Origin of the sequence: Acaryochloris marina MBIC11017 (assembly GCF_000018105.1) — a bacterium.
GTDB lineage: Bacteria > Cyanobacteriota > Cyanobacteriia > Thermosynechococcales > Thermosynechococcaceae > Acaryochloris > Acaryochloris marina.
In genome coordinates this window covers 681628-706550 of the sequence record NC_009925.1, presented here as the reverse complement: position 1 = coordinate 706550, position 24923 = coordinate 681628, and the positions used below count along the sequence as shown (strand labels likewise).

Genomic DNA, 24923 nt, shown 5'->3' with positions numbered 1-24923 from the left:
TTGACTATATTAATAAATCCTTAATCTTGATGCCTGAGCCAGACACCAGAATTGGATTAGTGGGATTTCATAATGGCACCTAAGCGCTTTTCCCACTGGTTTTGCAGCTTTTTAGCATCCTGGACAAAGGGCGACCAGGAAATCAGGCGAATCAGGGTCTGATTGAGGAGGGAGACGGGGAACTGAAGAGGACGGACCACATCAATAATCAGGACGACCCGCACCTCGTCGCTATCGTTCCAAACCTCATGGGGAAATCGATCATCAAAGATTAACCCTTGTCCCTGTTGCCAATGGCGAATTTGGTCCGCCACCCGGAGACGACATTGGGTCTCCGGTTGAGGCACTTTCAGAGCCAGATGGTACCGGACGACCCCTTTAAAGACCCCGCAATGCTCGGGAATATGTTTCTGGGGCAACAGAATCGAGAAAAAGGCCGTTTTCATCCCCGGAATCGATTCAATCAGCTGGCTGGTTTGAGGACAGCGGGCGCAGTTTTGGGCCGCTTTGACGCCAAAGGCATAGAAGAAAAAGGTTTTCCAGCGATCGTCTTGGGTGAGACGATACTGATCCGGCGATAAATCTTGGAAATTGGGCAGCTCATCCTGATACTGAAGAATGTCATCTAATTCTTGAGCAATGGTGGGCCAGTTATGCTCTAGCTGCTTGACCCAGGGGAACGATTGAGCCTCGATAAACGGCGTATTGCCCACGAGGGAGTGGGACTCGATCAGACCTTCGAATCGCCGCAGGAGCTGCTCGGCTGCCTTGAGAAAGCGTTGGCGAATTTTGGCCTGCCAATTTCCATCCGGTTGACTGAGAACATTCATAGCACTGGAGTTTTGGGGTAGACAATCGGTCCTTGGCTTGCACCAAGGAGGACAATATTCGGGGAACTTTAAATTACGGTTGATTCGCAGCCATAGGCGCCATCAAATCGGAGATATTGCCTTGGGTTTCTTGTTTCCACTCGGCAACAGGTTGAAAGCTGCTTTCTAAAAATTTAGTCCGACAAGCCCGGCGTTGAATTTTGCCACTAGAGGTTTTGGGAATTGCACCTGGCTTGAGGAGCAATACGGCATAGACTTCAGCCATATGGTCCTCGGCAATGGCTAAACGAATCGCTCCGATAACCTCTTCGACGGGGAGGCGTCGGAAAAAGTTTCGTTCCACCTCATGGACAATCACCAAATGCTCTTCACCATTGAGGGGAATGGAAAAAGCGGCACCATGATTAGGCCGGAGAGCGGGATGGCATTGCTCCACGGTCTGTTCAATGAGCTGGGGATATTGGTTTCGGCCCCAGATAATCATCAAATCTTTAATCCGGCCCGTGATATAAACTTCGCCATCCTGGACAAAGCCTAAATCTCCGGTTCGCAGGAAGGGTCCTTCGCCCGTATCGGCTAAGTGGGCCTGAAAGGCCTCGGCGGTGACGTCGGGTCTGTTCCAGTACCCTTTGCCGACGCCATCCCCGGCAACCCAAATCTCACCGACTTGGTTTTCCGCACATTTTGTCAGGGTATCGGGATTTGCGATCGCAACCTTATCCCCTAACCACATGCGGCCACAGCCGATAATGGCCTGGGCTTTGTCAGATTCTGGTTCCACAGGAACCACCTTGTTGTCAGCCAGGGCCGTACTGTCGAGATAGCGAACGATGGGTGATTCTGACTTCAGGCCCCCAGAAATAAAGAGGGTCGTTTCAGCCATACCATAGCAGGGGTAAAAAGCTTCTCGCCGGAAGCCACAGGGACCAAAGAAGTCCACAAACTTATCGAGGGTATCAGCTTTGATCGGTTCTGCCCCGGAAAAGGCCACTTCCCATTTACTTAGATCTAGCTGGTCTCGCTGCTTCGGCTTCACCTTCTGGCAGAGTAAATCGTAGGCAAAGTTGGGTCCACCGCTGGTGGTTGCCCCATATTTAGATACGGCTTCTAACCACAAAATCGGTTTTTGGATCAGGGCAATCGGCGACATCAAGGTCACCGGAAAGCCACCATATAAAGGCTGGAGGACACCCCCCACTAACCCCATATCGTGAAACAGAGGCAGCCAAATCACCCCCTGACTCTGGTCGGAATGGCCAAAGCTCTCATAAATCATCTTGGAGTTATGGAGCATATTGCCGTGGGTAACCATCACCCCTTTCGGATCTCCAGTGGAACCCGAGGTGTATTGGAGGAAGGCTAGAGTATCGGTTTCTAACTCCGGCTGGGTCCAGGTAGAGGCTTGATCCGTGGGTACAGTATCCGTTGCCAGCCAGGTCAATTGATTCAAATACGGGGCTAAATCGGGATTCTTTTTCATCTGGTTTTTCAGATGCTCCAAAAATCCTGCAGTGGAAACCAACACCGTGGCTTCCGAGGCTTTCGCCCGAATTTGGAGCTTGGCAATGGCTTCAGGTTTCCGGGGGGGATTATCAGTAACCGCTACCACCCCGGCATAGAGACAGCCAAAAAATGCGGATACAAATTCGAGTCCGGCATCGTAGGGATAAACGACCAGAACGTTTGTGCCTCGGGCGGTTAGGGCCTGTATTGCGGCTGCAATTGCCCGAGCTTGCAAATCCAAGGTGGCGTAGGTGAGAGTCCCGGATTCGTTTTTGCCGTCGGCCAAAAAGGTATAGGCCGTTAAATCAGACTGGAGCTGAGACCGCTCTCGCAGTAAGTCGACTAGAGTTGAGGGTTGGGTCATAGGGTCAAAATCTGCAGTAGCAAAATCCTAAATTTGAGCATCTAAACCCGCTAGTACTTGCATCACAATGAAGGCGGATCTGCATCACATTACTGTAGTTTAGGGATGCTTTAGACTTCAAGTATTCTGGCGTACAGATGGCAGTAAATGGCTCTTCCCTGGACGGGCCATTGCCTCTCTAGTTCCTTCTAAAAGATGGATTTGACGATCAACTGTGACGGTCAATTTTGTTGCATATGCGACTCAGAAATCACATTTTCCCTGTCCATACTAGCGATAGTTAATGATGAGTGAGGATGCGTTTTTGGCTTAAGTCCCAGGCAGGGAATTCCTAAGTTTTGAGGCTGTTGCATCGTACTTCTCAGAACTTGCTGCCAAGACAAACGCTCCCTAAAAAGGGATAATGGCTACAAAATACAAGGGGGATTAAGCCTCTAAAAGTCTGTTCATCTTGGAGAAGTCAACCCTTAGAAATAATGACTTCCCTGGATTCAAGGGGGACAAGTTCAGATCTGAAAAAACAATCCATTTATATTGGTTGATCTAAGCTTTGATTGTCCAGGTCACAGGATGATTCTACTCAAAACCACGCGTTTGTATAGAGAGATGATGCAGATAACTTTTTCCCAAATTAAAACGAATGATTGGAGAATTGGCGATCAGCATCTCTAGGTAGAGCATTAGACCCAACAGTGGAGAAGGAGACGAATCATGCAGATATCAAAGTTGTTATTCCCCCATTCAACCGCTCATGCCAAGTCTCATCTTGCTGCAAATCCATGAATAAGTTTTGGCATAAGAAAACGTTTGTCCGTCTCTTAATGCTGTTTTGCGTTGGACTCGGACTCACTTTTCTCTTTCAAAAAATCAATCTCCAAGGCCGTGATTTGCTAGAAGCCTTTCAGCGGTTTAGTCCCGAAGCGCTTGTGCTAATGCTAGGGGTTACCTTGGTGCAAATGGTGTTTCAGGTAACTCGTTTATGGGTGCTTTGTCCCCAAGCGGCTGGGGTGAGTTGGGCACAAGCAGCGAATACCTACGTGTCGGGACAGTTTATTGGCAATTTCGTGCTGAGCCAAGCTGGACATGCCGTCAAAATTGCCCTGTTGCGCAAGGATAAAGATGCGAAGGGCCGCAAGATTGATGCGGCTGAAGCCACGGCGGTTATTTTAGTGGATAAGGTGCTGGATGTGGGCATCTTGGTCACTTTGGCAGTGCTATCGGCCTTACAAGTTTCTGTTGGTCTACCCCAGGTTGATTGGTGGGAGAAAGGCATTATTGTTCTGATCGGCGTTCCTTTTCTGGGGATAGCCCTGTGGGCACTTCAACGAAGTTTGCGCCAACGGTTCCCAAAGCTACGGCAGTGGCTTCGTAAGTTTAAGGTCGGACTGGCGGTGATTCGTAATCCTCTCCAAATTCGCAATGCTGCGGTCATGGATTTGGGGGATTGGTTTACGGAATGTCTGCTGCTACAGCTATTGTGTATGGCTCAAGGCCATGTTCTGTCTTTACCGCAGCTTTTAATTTGTCTATTTATTCTGAATTTGGGGCTGACGGTGCCAACCACGATGGCAAACTTGGGCACCTATGAAGCGGCCTTGGCGTTTTCTCTGAATGGTATGGGGGTTCCTTTGGCACAAAGCGTCGTAATTGCCACGATGTTTCATGCTTACCAACTGTTTGGATTGCCGGTGTGGATGTTTATCCAAAAATTGAGTGTTCGCTTCTCACCTAAGTTGAATTCTGCGGTGCCTATTCCCGTTACTCCAGAGCGCTCTAAGGTTACTTCCAAGTAATTTCTTACAGGATAAAACTTAAAGCCGTTGCTCTCTGTTGTCATCATGAGCCGCGTTGAGAAGCTGTTTTGAAAGCTCAGTTAAACCCTGCATTGGCCCCCTAAATCCCCCATTCTGGGGGACTTTGAGATTTATGATTATCCTAGATGGGAGACAGGGTTAGGGGTAACAAGATGCGAGAGCAGCAAACGCAACACCACCGCATTCGCGGCACGACCCCAGCAGTCGTTGCCGCTGCGCGACGACTACGACTAAATCTGACGACTGCAGAACAAAAGCTGTGGAAAGCACTGCAAAAACGTCAACTCAGCGGTCTGAAATTCCGCTGTCAACGCGCTGTTCGTTCATTGTCGATTTTTACTGTCCTCAATGCCGATTAGTGATTGAGCTAGACGGCGACATCCACAATCGGCTGAAGTATGATGAAGCCCGTACCGAGCAGCTCCACCAGCTTGGTTTTCGATTGATCCGCTTTCATAACTCAGACGTTATGCACCACCTAGATCATGTACTTCAGCAAATCCGATATGCGAGTGAGCAAAGCACTGATCGATAGTCAAAGTCCCCCAGAATGGGGGATTTAGGGGGCGAATGCAGCATACTTAAGACTGTATGACTAAAAAAATTTTGAGGGGTCGTGCTCTCCTTAAAAACGTACCCCTGGCTAGCTTACAAAAGTTTTGTCCTGTACTAAAGGATGACTGTTATCATGGGCTAGAGAACCTGCGGAGACAATATCCTGCCCTTAGAACACAACCCTTCATCAGCAGTATCTGCAAGACAGCCTCAATTTTAAGTGTTGAGCCAATCGGCCAAAAGTTGTTGGAAACGACTGAATAGCCATTTAGGGAATCCGGGTTGGGATGCTCGGTAGGAATCCCAAGCAGGGAAATGTTGTTTGCAAACCGCCTTGGAACGGATGGCTGCCTCAATAATAGATGGATCTGAAGTAACTTTCTCAGGCTGATGAAGTAAGGGATGCAACCTGAACCGATCACAAGCTAATCGAGTTAAAGACTCAGGGCCAACTTCCCAAATGCGCACGGTCTTGTCCCTACTCCCACTGACAATGCGCGTTCCATCCGGGCTAAAGGACACCGAATAGACATCATTCTGGTGGCCTTGGAGGGGCTCTCCGATCGCTTGCCCGGTCTTGGCATCCCAAATGCGCACGGTATTGTCACTACTCCCACTGACGATGCGCCTTCCATCCGGGCTATAGGACACCGACCAGACAGTATTCTGGTGGCCTTGGAGGGGCTCTCCGATGGGTTGCCCGGTCTTGGCATCCCAAATGCGCACGGTATTGTCCAAACTCCCACTGACGATGCGCGTTCCATCCGGGCTATAGGACACCGACAAGACAGCAGCCTGGTGGCCTTGCAGCAGCTTTATTTCTTGTACCCGTTGGATCGATTTAAGGAGAACCGATTGGGCAACTACCTCAACATCAGAAATAGATTGACTCTGATTCATTGTGTCAATGGCTAATACAAAACCAAAAGTAGGATTCGTCGCAGAAAGCCAATACAAACCTGAAGCGGCCTGTTCTTTCAAAGTAGCTAACTTGGCTTGCGTTTCTGCGCGTTGCGTAGCCTTTCGTGCAACTATGGTTTGTTCTTTTTCTCTTGCCGTTGCCTGTTCAGCAGCAATTCTTTGCTGTTCTGCAACTGCTCTTTGCTCAATCGCAATGCTTTTCTGGGCTTCCGCTTCCCTCTGTCGGCGTTCTGCCAGCTTCTGGGCTTTTTGAGCCTTTTCCCTTTCTAGGACTTCCCTCTTGCGGGCAGTATTCACTTGCTGCAACCGTCGCCTTGCCAGGGATGCCGATGTTTGCGCCAGTTTCTTTTGTCTTTGCGCCTCACGGGCGGCAGCTTCTGCAGCTGTTTCATTTTTGCGAGATTGTTCAAGAGCAACTTCAGTTTCTTTAGCCTTCTGCTCAGCTATTGCTTCAGCCTTTAAGGCTTTATCACTTTGATCAATGGCATAAACAGCCAATCCCGTAACGCCAAATAAAACAGCGGATAAACCAGCTATATAGGGTAATGCTGGCTTTAACCGCTGCCAACGCGTCTCGGGCCAATGGTCCTGAATCCATTGGGAATCAAAGACTTCTCGGTAAACCGGATTCCGAACCTTCAGGTGGTGCCCTTCCAACTGCACCACACCTGCCAGCTTAAGATGAGACTTAACTAAAGATTGCTCCTCATCTGCGACCGCCACCTTGTCCCGATGGATTTGCCGATAGGTTTCTAACACCAACTTCTTTGGCTCAGGGGCCCGTTTGGTCAGCATATCCCGGACAAACTGCAGGTTATTCTCCTGTTCGCTTCGCTCCCCCAAAAAAGTTTGGCCCACGGCTCTATCTACATCAGCTTCCCCTAAGGAGCCAGACCACTCATTCACCAAAGACTCACAAAGTCGCTGAGTCAGATAGGGATGCCCCCCCGTCCAAGCCAACACCTTGCCCAACAGTCTTTGCGCCTTTTCTTCCGATAGGCCAAATCCAGCCGCTAAGGGCATTGCCTCCTCAACGGTGAAATCCGTTAAATCCACCCGATGGCCAATATTAAACGGCGTTCTTCTCGCATCTCGAATCAAATCCCCTGGCGTCGCCACCCCAATCAACACCACTGAGAGCCGCTTCATTTCCGGTTGGTGAGCCCGAGCGACGTAGAGAAAACGAATCGCGGTAAATAGATCATCCGTAAACTCCAGTCCCAATGTCGTATCAATTTCATCCACAAAGAGAACGACGGGTTTGTCTATCTCCTTGAGCAGAACCGTTTGAAAAAACTGCGTGAGTCGTTGGGTCACCCCTAACTTTGCTTTCGACTCCCACCACGCCTCTACATCCGTCTCTAGATCTAGCTGTTCTTCGATCAGCGTTAGGAATCCCAGATACCACTGCTCCGCCGCCAACTCTGTGCCAATCTGGGTCAAGTCAATAATTACCGATTGAATGCCCTGACTGGCTAAGGTTTGAGCCGTTCGCACCATTAAGCTCGATTTCCCCATCTGTCGAGGGGTAAGGATATAAACAAAGTTCCCTGCCTGACAGAGAGCCAGTAATTCTTGATCCGCCTTGCGTTCTAGATAAATGCCATCTCCAGCTTGGACCGTTCCCCCGGAGGTAAACATAGGTCTAGTCATGCAAATGCTCCTGAAAATAGGCGGCATAGAGGGGACAGCGAGGAATCACTTGCTGTCCCTGGCGTTGGACTAACCCGGCTCCCCGCAGCCGGAAAAACAGATGTTCATCGAGCTGGCAGGGGCGACGGATCACCTGCATCAACCCTTGCACCAGCTCGGGTTTGTTATTCATCCGAAACAGGTGATACCGCAAGTGAGCCCCAAACGGTCCCCGATCATCCGTGGCTTTGGCAAACAGATCCGCCACGGTAAATTGTTGGCTCGCGACTAGATACAGAGCTTTGCGCACTAGAAAGGGCTGACCATTCACCAGCTCTAAAAGCTTTTGCTCCTGAGCCGCATTCAGGGGCAGTCCATGTCTCTCGTTTAGGTCATGTACCTCCGCTGGCGTAAAGTCGCACAGCTCTATAATCTGCCCCACATTAAACGGCGACTGATTCAAGTCCGCAATTAACTGATACGGCTCCGTAGAAGTCACCAAGGCCAGATCTAGCTGCTTCCACAGGGGCTGAATAGCACGGTTATTGTGCCAACTGCGCAACATACTAAAAAAATCGCTGCGAAACGTCGTATCAAAAATACTCTCCACTTCATCCATCGCCAGCACAATCGGCGCTTGCACCGACTTAAGAATATGGCGGCTAACATAGCGGGTGCAGCGCTGAGCATTGCCCACCTTCCGCTGCCAGTAAGCGTCCACCTGATCGTCCAGGTCTAGCTCATCCGATAACCAAGTACAAAACTCCCGAAAAAAAAGTTCGGAGTCTTTGAGTGCTTGCCTCTCAAATAGCTGGAAATCCAAAAACACAACCTGCTTGCCTGCCTTGCGGGCAGCCTGCATGGTCCGATTCAGCAAAGAACTCTTGCCCATCTGGCGCGGCCCCTTAATCGTTACCGTCACCCCTTGCCGCTCAATCGTCTCTAGGGCGATTCGGTCCAACTGCCGCTCGATATAAAACTTCGACTCCAGCTCCATCGTCCCTTCCGGCAGTTCCAGGAACTGAGCCGAGGGAAAAGGCTGAGGTATCGCTGCTGCTCCAACCGCAGGTAGGAGCAAGCTCCGCTTCGCCGTATCAGAATTTATGGAGAGATCTTGACCGGCGATCGCCTGCTCCAGCTCCGCCAGCAAACCCGGCGTATCCTCTTCCTGCTCCCAAAAGGCCCAGTTAATGGGGTCGAGATAGGCACTCAAGGGATAGGCAAACGGCTCTCGATACTTCACCCGAATCGGCAAAATAGTCGGCTTCTTAAATTCCTTACTCAGCCGATGGGCAGTTTCTATCTCCCCCTGCACCATCTCACTCCCCACCGATTGCTCCGACAGCAGCGTAATCAAAAAGTCCGATTGCCGTAATTCTTCCTCAATTCGCTCCGCCCAGTAGGTACCAATCGGCATGCTCTGATCAATAAAGACCTGATGGCGCTGGTTTAGATGCTGACAGATTTCCAACGCCAGTTGTTCATCGGGGGTAGCATCCCGTTTGTAGCTGATAAAGATTCGAGCATTCTCTATCGGTGATAAATTGCTGTTGCCAGGTTGGTCAGGAGCGCTGGGTGAAGGTTCTGGTTGAATGGATGGTGTCTTCGGAGCGGAATCCGTTGAATCGGGTTTCTTGAGTTGCGGGATCGAGGTCTCCGGAATCCCTTCTAAATCAATCGCAGATAAACCAAATTCAAAGGCATCTTCATAGGTTCGATTTGCCCCCAAGCCATCGTAAAACCCTGACGCAAATTCAATCGCCGCTCGGTCCCCAATCTTTTCACTCATGCCGATGACATAACCAATATGTTGATGAATCGCCTCCGCCTGAACTTCCGAGTAGCAGGCATTTAACAACACACATTCAACATTTCTTTGAAATAGCTTGAACAGCCTAGCCAATGCCGCACTGCTCACCAGTTGCGCTTCACCAGAGCTGTTTTCCAGCGCTAATCCCCCTGCCCCCGCGCCATGACCACTAAAATGCACAATCTGGGGTTCATGGTCCAACAGGGCTCGGCGCAAGTCATCCGGGCGGACGGCCCATCGAGATACAATTTCAAACTGGTCTCGGATACGCGATCTTTGCAACCCTTCCTGGATCTCCCGCACCTCTTCATCCAGCCGAAGTTGATTGGTGTTCTTGGGATTGGCCGCTAAAATCAGGATCTTTCTCACTGAAACTGGGGATGGCACGACGGTTCTAACAACTTCTCAGCTATTTTCCCAGAAAATATGCCGATATCTGTAGCCGGAAGTCTTTATTCAGTTATATAGACCTCTGAAGTTCGAAGGCTAAAGACGCAGAGGGGAGGAGTCTTTCAGGACTGGGTGATGCTCAGAAAACGGTCTAACCTAAACCCTTGCGCCCGTTTGGAGAGGCACGCTGTTTTCAACCTTGCTACTGGCCAGAAGTGGGCTAGTGGGTGCCAATGGGCGACGATAGTTCTCTAGCAGTAAGTGTTGGGCAGATTCAAAAGGGAGGGGTTTACCAAATAAATACCCTTGTCCAATTTGACAGCCCAAGCGTCGCAGAGTATCAAATTCTTCCTGGGTTTCCACCCCTTCAGCCACTGAAACCATCCTCAAATCCCGTGTCATGGCCAAAATATGTTTCATCAGAGCCAATGTGCGGGGATGGGTTAACATTTGACGGACAAAATACTGGTCGATCTTGAGACTATCAATTTCGAACTTGGCAAGATAAGTCAGGCTTGAAAATCCCGTCCCAAAATCATCCAGAGCCAGATGAAAGCCAAGCTGTCGGCATTGCTGAATGATGTTGATCGCCGATGTCCCTTCCATCAACACCCGTTCGGTAACCTCGAGCTTAATCTGGGAATGGGGAATCTGGTGTCGCTGCAGAATCTCCAGCAATTCCTCGTTGAATTGTGGTGCCTGAAACTGACGAGCAGAGACGTTAACGCTGATAAATAGTGGCCTTGTTTTCCCAGACGTGCCCAAGGAACGGTTGAGAGCCTGATTAAAGCGATTGAGATCCGTACAGGCATTTTCAATCACCCAACGACCGATGGGAAGAATGAGTGAGGTTTCTTCCGCCGTATCGATAAACAGCCCAGGCGAGACCCAGCCTCGGGTCGGACTTTTCCAGCGAATTAAAAACTCAAATCCCAGGATCTCTTTCGTCTCTAAATCAACGAGGGGCTGGTAATGGGGAATAAATGCATTGGTTGCGATCGCATCTAGCAATTCCGACTCCAACCGCATTTTTTCCAAGACGGGTTGGTGAGGCAAGACAGGAGACGATGACGTTACCGAGGAATTCGGCAGGTCTGAAGCGGACATTTCAGCCTGGGAGACGCCAGTATTGAGGGACCGAATATGGTCCAATAACCGCGAGACTAATAGCTTGACCACAGGATCGGAGGCTTCAATCCGATCTGAGATTTGCTCGCGGGAAATCACAACACAGCAGGTCTCTGTGAGTGCCCGAGCAGAGGCTGAGCGGGGCGAAGCGTCAATGACAGCCATCTCACCAAATACATCTCCCTTGGCCAGGGTCTTAAAGGAAACGTCTTTTCCCGTTGTGGTCACAAAAATATCGACTTGGCCTGATTCAATAATGTAGGCATGGTGACCTTCTTCACCAGTCGCAAAAATTAGCTCTCCAGGCTGAAAGTTAACCAACAACGAAGATTCTTTTCCCTCAGACATAATGCTTGGTTCTCAATAAGAACTCTCAAAAATCGATATTTACCTAGTCTTAGGATGCCCAAAATCAATACTGCTAAAGTCATGTAGGATTTTTCAAAGTCTTTAAGGCTACGTACCCTTTTCTGGTTGTTTTATCCGCCTCGTGTGAACGAATATTTGAAGCCCCAGGTTTCGGCAATTAAGGCTTTTGAGATCCGGCTCAACGAAGGACTTTGTATGGGGGGCATCCTCTTGCGCCTGTTTCAGATACTGCTAGGGCAATACCCGATGAGATCGCATCCCCTCTCTACTCCAGGCTTAATCCCTTAAGTGGCTATTTTTGCTGTGAGAAACAAGCTTTGATACTCTGACCAAAGTAACAACCGCCAAGAGGGTTGCCCGAACACAATCCTTGGTGGTCTGTGAGTCCCTTATGGTTTGGTTCAGCATATGAATTCTGTGGAGCTTCTTGTTGATGCAGATGCCTTTTGGCATCGTCTCCAGAACGATCTACAAGCGGCTGATCACGAAATTATGCTCCAGATGATGACCTTTGAAGGTGACCGAACCGGCCAGCAAGTAATCGAGGCCATGCTGGCATCTGAAGCGCCTTGCAAACAGATCCTGGTCGATAACTACACGCGATTTATTCAGAGTGACAAGTTTATCTACCATCCCAAATATTGGTCAGATCAAGACCTCAAAACTGAAGTCCGCCAGACCCACGCTATGTTTGAAGCCCTTATCCAGGAGGGGGGGCAGGTCCGATTTACGAATCCTGTCGGGCCCTTCTTGATTCATTTTGTAGGGCGTAGCCATAAAAAGCTGATCGTAATTGACAACCAGATTGCCTACATTGGTGGTTTTAACTTCAGCGACCATAACTTTGCTTGGCATGACCTGATGTTTCGGTTAGAAGACCCAGCCATTGTGGAATTCCTGCGGGCAGATTTTATGGCCACTTGGCAAGATCAATCTCAACCCAGCCACGCTGACTTCGGGGACTGCGAGTTTTTTCTCCTGAATGGCCGAACGAATGAAGCGACATTTGCAATCTTGCTAGATCTGCTGTGCTCTGCTCAGAAATCTCTGCATATTATTAGTCCCTATCTCACCTTCCCCTTCTGTGCTGCCTTGGCTGAACTCCCTCAGCGGGGGGTACCCGTCACTCTACTCACCCCAGAAGGCAACAACAAAGGCACTGTCCGAGATTATCTGTTGTGGGAGGCCCAACGGTCCGGGTTTGACGTTCGTCTCTACGACGGCATGAGCCATATGAAAGCAGCTCTAGTGGACGATCGCTATCTGGTGGTGGGTTCGTCTAATTTTGATTTTTTGAGCTATCGCATTGAAGAAGAAGTCCTGGCCATTTTTTCTAATCCCACTGTAATTGAGACGTTTCGCCAACAGGTCCTAGAACCCGATCTGGCTCGCTGCCGTCCTTTTGATGGCCAAGCCAGTGCTCTGCGAGGCTGGCTCTCCTATGGCATTCTGCGAGCCGTAGAAACCTTGGCTCTCTTCTCTCGCCGGATTAAATCCACCCAAGTGATTGATACCGCCGTGCGGGGTTACCCTGTGATGCCGAAGGAATCCTAGTATCGACACTATTTTGGGGCGGTTTCAATGATTGCGATCGCACCCGCCCTTTTTGCCCAGACCATCCTCCCCTTAATGGCTCCTAGGAACTGGAGTTCACCTGCTGTTCCCGTCGCCATTCTGCGATTAACTTCCACACTGTAATTAAACAAAGTAATAGACCACCGAGTACGTAGGTCGCCATCAGCAATATGAGCACATAGTCTGTTCCCACTAAGGAGTTCTCTTGGATACCATTGCCCATCCTCTCAAGCAAATTCTCTGACCCCAAACGTACCAGTAGCAGCGGTGTTATGGCACAAGCATTGTGGAAACCATGGGTCAACACCGCCCACCAAAACCCATACTGCAATCGAATAAATCCCAAAAACACCCCAATCACGATTTGGGGCAAAACCAAAAGGGGAGCTAAAAGCAAGGCCTGAACCCCCAAACTCGTGAAGTTACTCACATGAATGAGACCAAAAGCCAGAGCCAAACCATAAAACAACCAACCTATCCACTTCTCCTTTGGGGATGGCAAGGATTTTACAACGTAGTCTGAATCAGTGATAGCGCCCTCATGCCTCTCTGCTAATTGAGTCGTTTATGGGGTTTCAGTTGCATTAATTCAGTGGCTAATAAAGTCCAGACCTCCATGCCACAACACCATAAGTGTCCATACAACGCCGTGCCAAAGTCACTGTGTCGAGGCCGCCGTCGAGAGTGCTCATTGAGCCGAGCAACATAGTGGTTGACTTTCAATTTTTTCAATCCATAGCCAGCAAGCGTTGCCAAACAATAGGCCATCGCCATCACCAGTACCAAAGCTAGAAAACGAGCATCATTGACTTTCGTTCGTTCGAGATTGTATCCCCCACTCTTACAGTCTTTGAACATCATCTCTATTCCCCATCGGCAAGCGTAAAGCGAGAGAGCCTGCTCCAGGGTTGGCAGACTTGTCATGATAAACCAAGGATCTTTTCCCCCCTTGCCCCGATACTGTCGCTTCCAGTAAAACGCGAGGTTAAACGGCCCTAACTGGTCTCGCTTTCCCCAATAGACATCGCAAAGGAAACCTTTCTGGCCTGGGGCAAATCCTCTCTCTTTGAGGGGTTGATAGTCTACTTCACCTTGGAGCTGGACATAAGCACTCTTCTTTTGCCTGAGCACAAACTCAACCTGTCGTTGGCTCAGCCACAGAGCCAGTTTAGGACTGTGGAAATCTCGGTCTGCTAGTACCACAACTGGATAAGGTTTGAAGATTTTTAGAGCCGTTTTCAACAAACGGAGTTGCTGTTTGAGACTACTACTGCCTGATTTGGGCAATGGTGCCCAATACACGGGCAAGGCATGTTTACCCCACACCACTGTCACCATCATCAGATTACGTCCCTTTCATTGGGTGCGGTCAACGGCCATCACCACATAGCCATCAATGGTGCGTTTGAGGCGGGCTCGGCGATAGGCTCGATTGCCATGGCCTGTCTTGAATTCTTCTGAAAGCCAGTGCTTAAGAATGGGAAACCATAACAGACGTACACTCAACTGGGGTAGGACTAAGAACCGCTGCAAGTTGCGGATGCGACTGCTGTAATGAATCGGTTGAGGAAACATGCGATTGTGCATCAACAAAGTGTGGGATAGGAAGCTAAGTCTTGGGACTGTTCAGAGTTTTGTGTAAGCGGTCTAGGATCCAAACACATCAGGAGACCGTACGATGTCTAGAAAGAAAAAAGCTCCCAATCGAGTCGATGAACTGTTAGATGAACTCATCGGAGAGAACCCTCAACCGGAAGATATTCTGGGCGAATCAGGACTGCTTAAACGACTCAGCAAACGCCTAGTGGAACGAGCCCTTGCAGGTGAATTGACTCATCACCTGCAGCAATCCTCCAACGATCAGTCAGGTGATGAGAATTCTAATGGCCCCAGAAATAGTCGCAATGGTTACTCGAAAAAGACCGTCCAGTCTGAACAAGGAGAGATGGACCTATCGATTCCTCGTGACCGTTGCGGCGAGTTTGAGCCTGTCCTGGTGCCTAAAGGCCAGCGACGCATCGCAGGGCTCGATGAGAAAATCATCGCCTTATATGCTCGGGGCATGACCACCCGTGATATTCGAGCCCAATTGGTGGAGCTGTATGGGGCCAATATCTCTGAAGCTCTGATTAGTGACGTCATCAATAGCGTCATGGAAGAGGTCAAAGACTGGCGTTCAAGGCCGCTGGATGAGGTGTATCCGATTGTCTATCTTGATGCGCTGTATGTGAACATCAAAGTCAATGGTCAAGTCAGCAAGCGAGCTGTCTATGTCGCTTTGGCAGTGACTGTGGAGGGCAACAAGGAACTGTTGGGATTATGGATAGGAGCCGCTGAACGAGAGGGAGCAAAATTCTGGCTTTCGGTGCTCACAGACCTTAAAAATCGAGGAACTCAGGATATCTTGATTGCTTGCTGTGATGGACTCAAAGGTTTTCCTCAAGCGATTGAGTCGGTCTACCCTCAGACCCAGGTGCAGGTTTGTATTGTCCATCTTATTCGTAATAGCCTTCGCCATGTGCCGTGGAAGGAAAGTCGAGCCGTAGCTGCAGACCTCAAGCCCATTTACCAAGCGGCCACTTTGGAAGAGTCTGAGGCTGCGTTGGATGCATTTGCCCATAAATGGGACGAGACGTATCCTGGCATTAGCCAAATCTGGATACGACATTGGGATAATGTTGCCCCGTTGTTTCAATACCCAATGGCCATCCGTAAGGTTATCTACACCACCAATGCCATTGAGTCGCTCAACCGCTCACTGAGAAAGGTGATTAAGACCAAAGCGGTTTTCCCTAATGAAGAGTCTGTCTACAAATTGATGTTTCTAGCGATGAGGAATATTTCGAAGCGATGGACCAGACCAATTCTGAATTGGAAGGCGGCGCTGTCCCATTTTGCTATTCTGTTCCCAACACGATTCAACTATTGAATACACTGCTGCTTACACAAAAATCTAAACACTCTCAAGTCTTGCCATCTCCAAGGACGCTCCGTCAATCCAGCTCGTTGGGCAGCCGTGTTCTTGAATCGAGAGTGGCACCAAATCCAGTTGAAATAGCTCAGCACCAATCTTAAAGTCATCGCACTCTGTTGCCAGACTTTGCCAAATTTATTCTGTCGTCGATGCCAACGCCCGGTCTGCTGACGCACGATGCCATTGGTCCGCTCTAAGCGTTGGGTCAGGGCTTTACTCACTTCATGGACGACCTCATCGGGTAATTGTCGTGCGTACCCTTCCCAACCATCCGTTTGCCAATGATGACAGGCGGTTTTGCCCTCAGTATTTTCAATCAATTCTTGAGCTAGCTCGTCGGTATGTTTGCCAATACGGCCACTGAGCACGAGACCACTCTCTTTCGCAAGACTCAATGCTATCCAGCAGTCGCCTACCCTCAACTCCTTCGGCTCACAGTGCTTTTGCTTTTTTTGACAAAGGACCACAACTCATCTGCATTAATGACGTCGGTCGCAACGGCCTGAACTTCCCCATTGTGAATCATTTGGGATTTATGACTCGCTGAACGAACCACACTCACACAAGTGTTATACGCTACACCCGTGATGCGAGAGAGTCCTCGTAGACTACTCCCTTCAACATGAGCTTGAAGGATGGTCTGGATCGTTTCAGGAGAGATCTGACGGCGATAACACAGGGTGTCAAAGGTCTCACTAAAGGTCTGTTGACAGTGGGGGCAACGGTAACGTTGACTGCCTTTGCTGGTCTTGCCATGTTTGTGGGTTTTAGGATGACCACATAGAGGACATTGCATGAGGAAATAAAACAACTCGACTCCCTATCGGTTTAACAAACCCACACTTCTTTGATGCACGACCAATTTGACGATGACTTTGCAATAGCAGTATCAACAATTGCAAGGTCAAATATTGGCTTTCGCTCAGGTGAGCACGTAGAACTTTTTGGTAGCATGTTGGCAACATATTTTGGATAGGGTAGTCGTTTTGGCCACCCTATTTTCTTTGAAATCACACTGCCCTATCTACTGCTGGCTCTAGATTTGAAGCGCCTTGTCATCTCCAAAGCGATTCTCTATATCCATACAAATGTTTCGAAGCACTTCATCCACGCTCTCATCAAAGAGGGCACGTCTATATTTTGCAGGAAACACCAAGTGATATAGCAATACGCTTACGTTATGACTCTTATGGATATACTCACTCATTCCTCGATCTTACGCTGCAAGCAGCGGGGAATGGACCCTCAGAGATTCAACAGCTCCATCACTGACTTATATGGGCGGATCATCTGCCGATTAGTCAGGTTTAGATCTTCGCCCATCTCGATCTTTGAGAATAATGGCCCCTGCCCTTGCACCGGCTCGTGATGAGGGTAAAGCTAGAGACTTTCGTCTTTGTGCACCCAACGCATCACCCAACGCACTAATCAAGTTTTGCTTCGTCTTCTCGTGGCTTTGCTTTTCTTGCTCCAAAGCTTGTAATAGCTGATCTCGTTCAGCCATCAAATCAGCCACTTGGCTCTGTGAATGCCCACTAGATCCCCCCTTAGACTTACCTGGCGAAGGCATCAGCATTGGTGCACCGCCTGAAAACTGGCACAAACGCTGAACCTCTGCTCTCAAAACTTGGATTGTTTGCTCTGCCTCGTCCGATTCTTTCTGACGCTGTTGTGCCTCAACTTCATATAAACGACGCCAGCGCTTTGCACTCGCCTGAGCCTGATCTCGCTCATGCATCAGGGCATCTAATGATCGAGCAGGCTCAGGACTAGAAGGAGTAGGTTGATCAGGGGTCATGAACTTAAATAAGAACAGCTTTTCAGTTCAGCAGATATTGCTGAGCTACCATTGCAAAATTGCAATGGCTCACTGCCCTAAGCATGGACCGTTTGCTCTACCAAAAGATCAGTTTCCTGATTTTGAGTTTTAGTTTGCGGTTGGGTTGAGTCGTATAAACGATTCAACGCATTGAGATAAGCCTGAGCGGATGCCACAATAATGTCCGTATTGGCAGAATATCCGGCATAAATTTTGCCATTCTGCTCTAGACGAATCGTGACTTCACCAATCGCGTCAATTCCAGCCGTTACAGACTGGACTGAAAACTCAATTAATCGATTCGGCACTTTAACCACTCGATTAATAGCTTGATAAACCGCATCCACCGGTCCAGTCCCCACCGCTGCATCCGTAAGCTCTTGGTTGCCAGGCGTACAAATAGTCACGGTCGCTGTGGGACAGGCATGATCCCCACAGGAAACCTGCACCAACTCTAGACGGAAGCCGCCAATCACTTGGGACTGGGTTTCGTCTTTAACGATGGCTTCTAGATCACGATCGGAAATTTCTTTTTTCTTATCTGCCAGCTCTTTAAAGCGAATGAAGGCTTTATTCAGATCCTGTTCGGACAACTCCATCCCCAATTCCTGCAGGCGAGTACGGAAGGCGTTTCGACCAGAATGCTTACCCAAAACAATTTGGTTATCCCCTAAGCCAATGGATTGGGCATCCATAATTTCATAGGTGAGTTTGTGCTTGAGCACACCGTCTTGATGAATCCCTGATTCATGGGCAAAGGCATTCGTGCCCACAATCGCCTTATTGGGTTGAATCAGCATTCCCGTCAGGTTAGAGACCAAGCGGGAGGTTTTATGAATTTGTTTAGTATCGATATTGGTGAGGGGAGCTTCAGACTCGGGAGGGCGTCCGAGGAAAGGGTTATAGTACTGGCGACGGACATGCATAGCCATGACTAATTCTTCAAGGGCAGCATTCCCTGCCCGTTCACCAATGCCATTGATGGTGCATTCCAGTTGGCGAGCCCCGTTTTTAACCGCCTCTAGGAAGTTGGCAACGGCTAAGCCTAGATCATTATGGCCGTGAACGGAAATTACGGCTTGGTCGATATTAGGGACATTTTCCTTAATACCGCGAATAAGCGCCCCAAATTCTTGAGGGGTTGTATAGCCAACGGTATCGGGGATATTAACGGTAGTGGCACCGGCTGCGATCGCAGCTTCCAATACCTGATACAGAAACTCTGGATCAGAGCGGACTGCATCTTCTGGGGAAAACTCCACATCATCCGTAAAGGACTTAGCGAGAGCCACCATATCTTGGGCGATGGCCAACACTTCAGGCCGCGTTTTTTTGAGCTTATATTCCAGGTGAATATCGGAAGTGGCAATGAAGGTATGGATACGGTGATGGAATGCAGGTTTTAAGGCTTTTGCCGCCGTTTTAATATCTTGCTCAGTGGCTCTGGCTAGACCACAGATGATCGGGCCATTTTCGGTGCCGACCTCCGCAGCCACCTGCTGGACTGCTTCAAAATCACCAGGGCTGGCAAAAGGGAAACCGGCTTCAATAATGTCAACCCCCAACCGTGCCAACTGCCGCGCAATCGTCAATTTTTCATCGATATGCAAAGTAGCCCCTGGAGACTGTTCGCCGTCTCTAAGGGTGGTATCGAAAATGAGAATGCGATCGACCTGTTGGGGTTGAAATTTGATCATGATATTATCCAGTACCCATATTTAGGTAGAAGAAGAAAAGGACGCTATCTAAAATTTAGATGTTCTTATTCTAGAGTACTGACCTTAAGATTTGCTGATAAAAGGCAGTTCGGCAGAATCAGGGTTCGGTTTTTTCGATGCGATCGCGAATTTTGTTGAGATCGATGTACCGATCCGTCGCATTCCGAAGTTCACGGGCAATCATGCCTTCCGTCGATACCACCGTTATGTGGGTATTCTTTGAACGCAATAATTCAATTGCTCGTTCAAAATCGCCATCTCCACTTAATAGAATAACCTGATCATATTGGTCCACCGTATTAAACATATCGATGACGATTTCGATATCTAAATTGGCTTTTTGGGAATAGCGACCAGATGAATCATCGTAATATTCTTTGAGGATTTTTGTGCGGACGGTATAGCCTAAACTGATGAGGGCATCTCGGAACCCTCTTTGGTCTTGAGGATCTTTTAATCCGGTATACCAAAACGCATTAATTAAGCGAACATCCGTGGGTTCAGTAAAGTAATTTAGAATTCGTCGGGGATCAAAGAACCAGCCATTCTTCTGCTGGGCATAAAACATATTATTTCCATCCACAAAGATGGAGGTCCGATTGACCAAACTATGCATACAATTTTTCTATAATTTTCAATAAGGAATAAAGGTTATATCAGTACTGTATAAATAGATATAAATTTCAGCCTTTTTGCATTCTAACAAAAAAAACTATAAAAGACATTGGGCAATATTTTTTAATGCCCATTCTTGGATACATCTATAGACTGATAAATATGTTCGGCACAGAGATTTAGAATAAGCCTAGAGATAAAAACAACGCTAAAGCTTTTCCTTAGAAAAGTGCTTTCCTCTCTAAAGCCCTAAAACGATTTAGTTAACCACTCAAGCCTATATCTCAGGCAGTCTAACCTTTCCCTACGTAAAATAATGACTGCACCGTTCCACTTGCTGTTTATTCTGTCGTAAGTAGTTTAGTCTGGTCGCTCGTAATAGGCAACATTATCAATGTTAAGGATTCTGAAAACGCGGTTCGCTTGGCGCATTTTTAGATCTTCTGCATCTCGAACCACTACCAGAAAGGTGCCGGATTCGATTTGCTCTGCATAGGGAACCGCTTTATCCAACATCAAGGATAGACCACCACCGGTGACGTATCCCCCTAATGCACCAGAAGCAGCTCCCAAGAACCCTCCAATCACAGCATTGGCGAAAAAACCCAAGCTAGGTAGGACATCCAAACGGACCGCCTGATAGAAAATAATGCCCCCTACAAATCCTAGGGGTAGCAAAAAAATCATCATGCGCTGCATTTGCCGCTTCTTAATCAAGGCAGGGTCAAAGTCTTTACAGTCCTCGCCTGTCTTGTAACCTTTGCCAAACAGACTAAGATTGGGTTCCGATAATCCGATCTCTTGCAAGGCTAAATGGACTTCTTCTGCTTGGATGCGATCGCTTAAGGTTGCGATCAAATAGTCGGCCATATTAATTCATCAGGACTATCGCTCTACACTATACTCATACCGCAACCCCATGATTTTTTGGCATCTTGGCTCAGTTTTTCCATCAACTCCGATCTCGTTGGCCGAATCTCGCCATCGCTCTCCTTGCCGGACTCGCCGTGAGCGGTGGCGTTCTAGGAATTCGGCAAGTCACCCGCTGGCAAATCGGTTTCCTGCGGGTTGAAGGGCTCCAGTCCCTGGAACTGTCCGCATATGATCACTTTGTTCAAGCCCAACCCGACTTGGGTCAAGATTCAAGACTCCTCGTTGTCGGAATCACCGAAGCGGACATTCAATCCATCGGCCAGTGGCCCATTCCTGACAGCGTACTGGCTGATGCCTTCAAAAAACTACAAACCCACCGGCCCCGAGTTATCGGTCTAGATATTTGGCGTAATCTTCCCATTCCCAATCTCAAAGAATCGACCCAAACTAACGGCCATGCCCAACTCATTCAACAGATGAAGGGGTCTGACCGAGTGGTTGTGATTACTAAATTCGGATCTGAGGATGAAGCTAGTATCCCTCCTCCCGATGGCGTACCAGAAGCACAGGTCGGATTCAACGATACTGTCGTTGATTCGGGTGGAGTTGTCCGTCGGAATTTGCTCTATCAAGAGGACTATTTTCCATCCTTTGCCCTAAGGATGGCCCTCCGGTACCTCAAGGATGACGGCAAAGAAGATAAACCCAGCGAGGTTGACCCAAATGTCCTACAAATTGGTCCAACGGTATTTTGGCCGCTGCAAAGCAATGATGGCTCTTATATCAATGCGGATACCCGAGGCTATCAGATTTTAATTAACTATCGATCTGCCCACGAGAGTGTAGAGCAGGTCAGCCTGTCTCAGGTGTTAGCCGGCCAGGTAGATTCTAATTTGATTAAAGACCGTATCATCCTAATCGGTACGACGGCAGAAAGCGGCAAAGATCTATTCCATACGCCCTATAGTTCTAGCCTTGACGATCAGCAAACCATGCCAGGGGTGGTGATCCATGCCCAAATGGTCAGTCAATTCCTAGATGCAGCAGACGGCACCCGCAACCTGATTTCCGTCTGGCCAGAACCGGGGGAAATGGTTTGGATTTTGGGTTGGGCGCTGATCGGGAGCCTACTGGCCTGGGGCGTTCGTCATCCGATGGGCTTGGTGCTGGGCAGCGGCATCGCCTTAATTGTCCTGTATAGCGTCTGTCGAATCCTGTTCGCACAGCAAATTTGGATTCCCTTGGTCCCTCCTTTCCTCGCGTTTGTCGGCGCAACGGGCATTGTGGTGATTTACAATGCCCAGCAGGCTCAGCGGCAACAGAAGATGGTGATGAAACTGTTGGGTCAAAGTACTTCCCCCGAAATTGCTGAGACCCTCTGGCAACGACGCGATGAGCTTTTAGAAGATGGCAAGCTCACAGGCCAGAGAATCACGGCCACCCTCTTGTTTACGGATTTAAAGGGGTTTAGCACTATTTCGGAAAAAATGTCTCCAGAACAGCTGCTGGAATGGCTCAATGAATACTTAGAAGCCATGACTCAGAGTGTGCAAGCCCATCATGGAGTGATTAATAAATTTACGGGGGATGGGGTGATGGCCGTCTTTGGTGCACCGATTGCCCATGAAGAACAAGCTGCGATCGCAAAAGACACCCAAAATGCCGTAGCCTGTGCGTTAGATATGGGCAAACGCCTGGACGAACTCAACCCCCAATGGCAAAAAAGCGGGTTACCCGCCGTTCAGATGCGGGCTGGTATCTTTACCGGATCGGTGGTGGTAGGAAGTTTGGGTAGTAAAACTCGCTTAGAATATGGCGTGATTGGGGATAGCGTCAATACCGCCTCCCGCCTGGAAAGCTTAGATAAGCAACGCCAAAGCTCCTCGTGCCGGGTATTGATTGCCAAAGAAACCCTTGAGTACTTAGACAATCAGTTTGAAGTCGAGAACTGGGGAACCTTAGCCCTGAAAGGGAAAGTCGAACGGGTGGACGTTTACCGAGTGATCTCTGCACTCCAATCCCCCAATACTGATGGAGATTCTGAAGCGTAACTTTAGACGGATGTATGGCCTGGATGGAAAAGAACAACAGGATTTTCCTCGTCAGACCCCCCCAGGGTTTGATAGCTTAAGATACAGGATAAATTCGCTACAACTTTATGGACGCATCTGCTCAATCGCAACCGCCTGATATTGCTGAGTTGGAGTCGCAACTCAACACTGGCTCAGAAAAGATACAGCTCCAGGTGATGCCAGACATTTTGGCTCAGGGGGAAGCAGGTTATGCCATCTTGCAGAACTTTTTACTCTCTCGCCAGCAGGAACCCTCTACTTTTATTGATGGTCGCTGTTATGAACTGCTGTTAGGAACAGAGGTACCAGCAGTCCAAAGCTTTTTGCAGGAGCATTTTGAGTCGGGTGTTGTTCCCCTTCGCTCCGAACAAAATATTGACTACTTACCGCTCCAGCGTTTACTAGCTAAACAATCCTTCCAAGCAGCCGATGACTTAACCCTAAGTAAGCTCTGTGAGCTATCAGGGCCAGCCGCCATCAAACGAAAGTGGATCTATTTCACGGAAGTTGAGCAATATCCGATTCCTGATTTGCAAACCATTAACCAGCTGTGGTTAGTGCATTCAGAAGGGAAATTCGGCTATAGCGTTCAACGGCAGCTATGGCTTAGTGTCGGTCGTAATTGGGATGTCCTCTGGCCCAAGATTAATTGGCGCTCGGGGCGGAATTGGACCCGTTGGCCCGATGAATTCACCTGGGATCTGAGTGCGCCTAGAGGTCATCTACCCCTGTCTAACCAGCTGCGGGGGGTTCAGGTGCTTAATGCTTTGTTGTCCCATCCGGCTTGGACCAGCTAGCCCCGAACTTATAGCTTTCTGAACTTATCGCTTGAGGGGAGAAAGGTTTAAAGTCCCTTGCTCGACCATCCCTAGGGCATTTTGGGGGCCAAAGCGCCAATGCTGCTGATATTGGTTGAGAAAATTTTGGCCAATTAGACCGTCTACCTGCATCCGATCAATTAGAGGACTGGCAATAATTAGGGCGTCAAGCTGGGTCGTTTGATGGGGGCCAATCTGAACCGTATCGAGTTGAATCGGTTGAGCTGCCTCTATCCCCAGTAATCCCTGTAATTGAACCGGTTTAGCGGTGGGAGAGAGAGCTAATTGGGCCGCCACCTGAGGAGACAGAATGGTTTGGGTCGCTCCCGTATCTAAAGCAAAGGTAAAAGGGCCTTGGCCGTTAATTAGTACTTGAACCGTCAGCCAACCTCCTTTACCTGTTAAGGGAATTCCCTCTGTTGGGGAAGTCGGTGGGAGTAATTGAATCTGACGCTGCTGGGGGTCAATCACCATGTCAAATTGACTGAGAAAGTCTAGCCCCAGGATTCCAGATAAATCGTGGAGGATAGACTGTTTCGCCATCCCCAAGGGATGAATTTGCTGGACGGAGGCGTCCTTGATGCTCAAGGTCAAGGCTGGATAGATACCCACCTGAGTTTTTCTTTCGTTTCCAAAGGCTAAGCCTTGGGTCAAGTTGGATGGATAGTCCTGTAGGGGCAACCCCAATTGCTCGCCCAAGGTCGTATTAATGACGGTATGGGTTGCTCCTGTATCCAGTAGAAATTGCCCCGTGTATCCCTTGATTTGAACTGGAAGGCTGAAGCAGTTGCTTCTGGGTAAGGACTCTAAGGCTAAAGTCGTTTGGCCCTGGCGTTGACGTTTGGGAATGGCAATTCCCATAGCCTCAAAGAGTGCCAATAAGCGTTGAGATGCATCTGGACGTCGGTTGCCCTTGGCATCTAGCAATATCAGCTGAGTGATGCAGGTTTGATAACGCTGGGTAGATGTTTTCGCTGTAGGGGAATTCCCTACACAATCTTGGACCTGTTGCTGTAGCTGCTTCCCCAGTTGAGTCGGTCTTGGCTCTTGAGAAACAGCTGAAAACGGAGGACTCCCTAATAGGGTACTCAAGCCAATCAGAGAAAAGAGAACTTGCTGTTTTAAACGGGCCACTTGCACTTA

The 24923-nt window shown here is 48.9% G+C and carries 17 protein-coding genes and 4 pseudogenes; 6 read left to right on the top strand and 15 right to left on the bottom strand.

The features are described 5' to 3' along the window. Window positions 1–56 precede the first annotated feature (56 nt). Window positions 57–830 carry an aspartyl/asparaginyl beta-hydroxylase domain-containing protein gene (locus AM1_RS03180; RefSeq protein WP_012161352.1) on the bottom strand — a complete coding sequence of 258 codons (774 nt, stop codon included), beginning with the start codon at window positions 828–830 and terminating at the stop codon, window positions 57–59. A 73-nt stretch (window positions 831–903) separates the two neighbouring features. Beyond that, window positions 904–2697, bottom strand: coding sequence for a fatty acyl-AMP ligase (locus tag AM1_RS03175; protein WP_012161351.1), 1794 nt, complete (start codon window positions 2695–2697; stop codon window positions 904–906). Between the two features lie 779 nt (window positions 2698–3476). Between AM1_RS03175 and AM1_RS03170 the strand changes: the two genes are divergently transcribed. Together AM1_RS03170 and AM1_RS44205 are read left to right on the top strand one after the other, a co-directional pair. After that, window positions 3477–4490, top strand: a complete 1014-nt coding sequence (locus AM1_RS03170) for a lysylphosphatidylglycerol synthase transmembrane domain-containing protein (protein WP_012161350.1) — start codon at window positions 3477–3479, stop codon at window positions 4488–4490. 173 nt (window positions 4491–4663) lie between these two features. Continuing rightward, a pseudogene (locus AM1_RS44205) lies at window positions 4664–5046 on the top strand (endonuclease domain-containing protein). A gap of 236 nt (window positions 5047–5282) precedes the next feature. Here the strand turns inward: AM1_RS44205 and AM1_RS03160 are convergent. The 3 genes from AM1_RS03160 to AM1_RS03150 form a co-directional block, all read right to left on the bottom strand. Beyond that, complete coding sequence (locus AM1_RS03160) at window positions 5283–7640, bottom strand: AAA-like domain-containing protein (protein ID WP_202947643.1); 2358 nt, start codon at window positions 7638–7640, stop codon at window positions 5283–5285. Next, complete coding sequence (locus tag AM1_RS03155; RefSeq protein WP_041658876.1) at window positions 7633–9798, bottom strand: AAA-like domain-containing protein; 2166 nt, start codon at window positions 9796–9798, stop codon at window positions 7633–7635. The genes AM1_RS03160 and AM1_RS03155 overlap by 8 nt, the downstream gene beginning before the upstream one ends. Before the next feature lie 177 nt (window positions 9799–9975). Beyond that, window positions 9976–11295, bottom strand: coding sequence for an EAL domain-containing protein (locus tag AM1_RS03150; protein ID WP_012161345.1), 1320 nt, complete (start codon window positions 11293–11295; stop codon window positions 9976–9978). A gap of 429 nt (window positions 11296–11724) precedes the next feature. On the opposite strand from AM1_RS03150, the gene AM1_RS03145 reads away from it, so the two are divergent. After that, window positions 11725–12870, top strand: coding sequence for a phospholipase D-like domain-containing protein (locus AM1_RS03145; RefSeq protein WP_390610023.1), 1146 nt, complete (start codon window positions 11725–11727; stop codon window positions 12868–12870). Window positions 12871–12952: 82 nt separating this feature from the next. Here the strand turns inward: AM1_RS03145 and AM1_RS37455 are convergent, their stop codons facing one another. Next, entirely contained in the window at window positions 12953–13393 is a 441-nt protein-coding gene (locus AM1_RS37455) for a CPBP family glutamic-type intramembrane protease (protein WP_071819932.1), read from the bottom strand. 50 nt (window positions 13394–13443) lie between these two features. Then, window positions 13444–14466: pseudogene (locus tag AM1_RS03135) on the bottom strand (IS4-like element ISAcma19 family transposase); the annotation flags it as partial. Between the two features lie 103 nt (window positions 14467–14569). Between AM1_RS03135 and AM1_RS03130 the strand changes: the two are divergent. After that, the gene (locus AM1_RS03130) at window positions 14570–15820 is read left to right on the top strand and encodes an IS256-like element ISAcma7 family transposase (protein WP_012161340.1); all 1251 of its coding nucleotides are present in this window, start codon (window positions 14570–14572) and stop codon (window positions 15818–15820) included. Here AM1_RS03130 and AM1_RS39610 read toward each other — a convergent pair. From AM1_RS39610 to AM1_RS03100, 7 genes and pseudogenes are all read right to left on the bottom strand, one after another. Further along, window positions 15814–16676 (bottom strand): IS1-like element ISAcma3 family transposase gene (locus AM1_RS39610; RefSeq protein ID WP_148215660.1). Its coding sequence is split into 2 segments (ribosomal slippage): window positions 15814–16317 and window positions 16320–16676, totalling 861 coding nucleotides; the frame shifts between segments, so codons are not numbered across the junction. The genes AM1_RS03130 and AM1_RS39610 overlap by 7 nt on opposite strands. A 10-nt stretch (window positions 16677–16686) precedes the next feature. Then, window positions 16687–16830 (bottom strand): annotated as a pseudogene (locus tag AM1_RS44370) (IS4 family transposase); the annotation flags it as partial. 98 nt (window positions 16831–16928) lie between these two features. Next, window positions 16929–17072: pseudogene (locus AM1_RS40795) on the bottom strand (transposase); the annotation flags it as partial. Between the two features lie 90 nt (window positions 17073–17162). Beyond that, the gene (locus AM1_RS03115) at window positions 17163–17663 is read right to left on the bottom strand and encodes a hypothetical protein (RefSeq protein ID WP_012161338.1); all 501 of its coding nucleotides are present in this window, start codon (window positions 17661–17663) and stop codon (window positions 17163–17165) included. 77 nt (window positions 17664–17740) lie between these two features. Further along, complete coding sequence (locus AM1_RS03110) at window positions 17741–19381, bottom strand: 2-isopropylmalate synthase (RefSeq protein WP_012161337.1); 1641 nt, start codon at window positions 19379–19381, stop codon at window positions 17741–17743. Window positions 19382–19499: 118 nt separating this feature from the next. After that, on the bottom strand, window positions 19500–20018 hold the full coding sequence (locus tag AM1_RS03105) for a LabA-like NYN domain-containing protein (RefSeq protein ID WP_010473419.1): 519 nt from the start codon (window positions 20016–20018) through the stop codon (window positions 19500–19502). Window positions 20019–20377: 359 nt separating this feature from the next. Further along, on the bottom strand, window positions 20378–20887 hold the full coding sequence (locus tag AM1_RS03100) for a hypothetical protein (RefSeq protein ID WP_012161336.1): 510 nt from the start codon (window positions 20885–20887) through the stop codon (window positions 20378–20380). 65 nt (window positions 20888–20952) lie between these two features. On the opposite strand from AM1_RS03100, the gene AM1_RS03095 reads away from it, so the two are divergent. Then, window positions 20953–22941 carry a CHASE2 domain-containing protein gene (locus AM1_RS03095; RefSeq protein ID WP_012161335.1) on the top strand — a complete coding sequence of 663 codons (1989 nt, stop codon included), beginning with the start codon at window positions 20953–20955 and terminating at the stop codon, window positions 22939–22941. Window positions 22942–23048: 107 nt separating this feature from the next. Continuing rightward, the gene (locus AM1_RS03090) at window positions 23049–23759 is read left to right on the top strand and encodes a GUN4 domain-containing protein (RefSeq protein ID WP_012161334.1); all 711 of its coding nucleotides are present in this window, start codon (window positions 23049–23051) and stop codon (window positions 23757–23759) included. 24 nt (window positions 23760–23783) lie between these two features. Here AM1_RS03090 and AM1_RS03085 read toward each other — a convergent pair whose 3' ends face one another. Then, window positions 23784–24914 (bottom strand): retropepsin-like aspartic protease, encoded by a 1131-nt coding sequence (locus AM1_RS03085; RefSeq protein ID WP_238549154.1) that lies wholly within the window; start codon window positions 24912–24914, stop codon window positions 23784–23786. Window positions 24915–24923: the final 9 nt, after the last annotated feature.

Coding starts and splice junctions, on each gene's coding strand:
- AM1_RS03130 (WP_012161340.1), top strand. CDS start 14,570: ATGTCTAGAAAGAAAAAAGCTCCCAATCGAGTCGATGAACTGTTAGAT.
- AM1_RS03175 (WP_012161351.1), bottom strand. CDS start 2,697: ATGACCCAACCCTCAACTCTAGTCGACTTACTGCGAGAGCGGTCTCAG.
- AM1_RS03170 (WP_012161350.1), top strand. CDS start 3,477: ATGAATAAGTTTTGGCATAAGAAAACGTTTGTCCGTCTCTTAATGCTG.
- AM1_RS03160 (WP_202947643.1), bottom strand. CDS start 7,640: ATGACTAGACCTATGTTTACCTCCGGGGGAACGGTCCAAGCTGGAGAT.
- AM1_RS03150 (WP_012161345.1), bottom strand. CDS start 11,295: ATGTCTGAGGGAAAAGAATCTTCGTTGTTGGTTAACTTTCAGCCTGGA.
- AM1_RS03090 (WP_012161334.1), top strand. CDS start 23,049: ATGGACGCATCTGCTCAATCGCAACCGCCTGATATTGCTGAGTTGGAG.
- AM1_RS03180 (WP_012161352.1), bottom strand. CDS start 830: ATGAATGTTCTCAGTCAACCGGATGGAAATTGGCAGGCCAAAATTCGC.
- AM1_RS03115 (WP_012161338.1), bottom strand. CDS start 17,663: ATGACCCCTGATCAACCTACTCCTTCTAGTCCTGAGCCTGCTCGATCA.
- AM1_RS03105 (WP_010473419.1), bottom strand. CDS start 20,018: ATGCATAGTTTGGTCAATCGGACCTCCATCTTTGTGGATGGAAATAAT.
- AM1_RS03110 (WP_012161337.1), bottom strand. CDS start 19,381: ATGATCAAATTTCAACCCCAACAGGTCGATCGCATTCTCATTTTCGAT.
- AM1_RS03145 (WP_390610023.1), top strand. CDS start 11,725: ATGAATTCTGTGGAGCTTCTTGTTGATGCAGATGCCTTTTGGCATCGT.
- AM1_RS03100 (WP_012161336.1), bottom strand. CDS start 20,887: ATGGCCGACTATTTGATCGCAACCTTAAGCGATCGCATCCAAGCAGAA.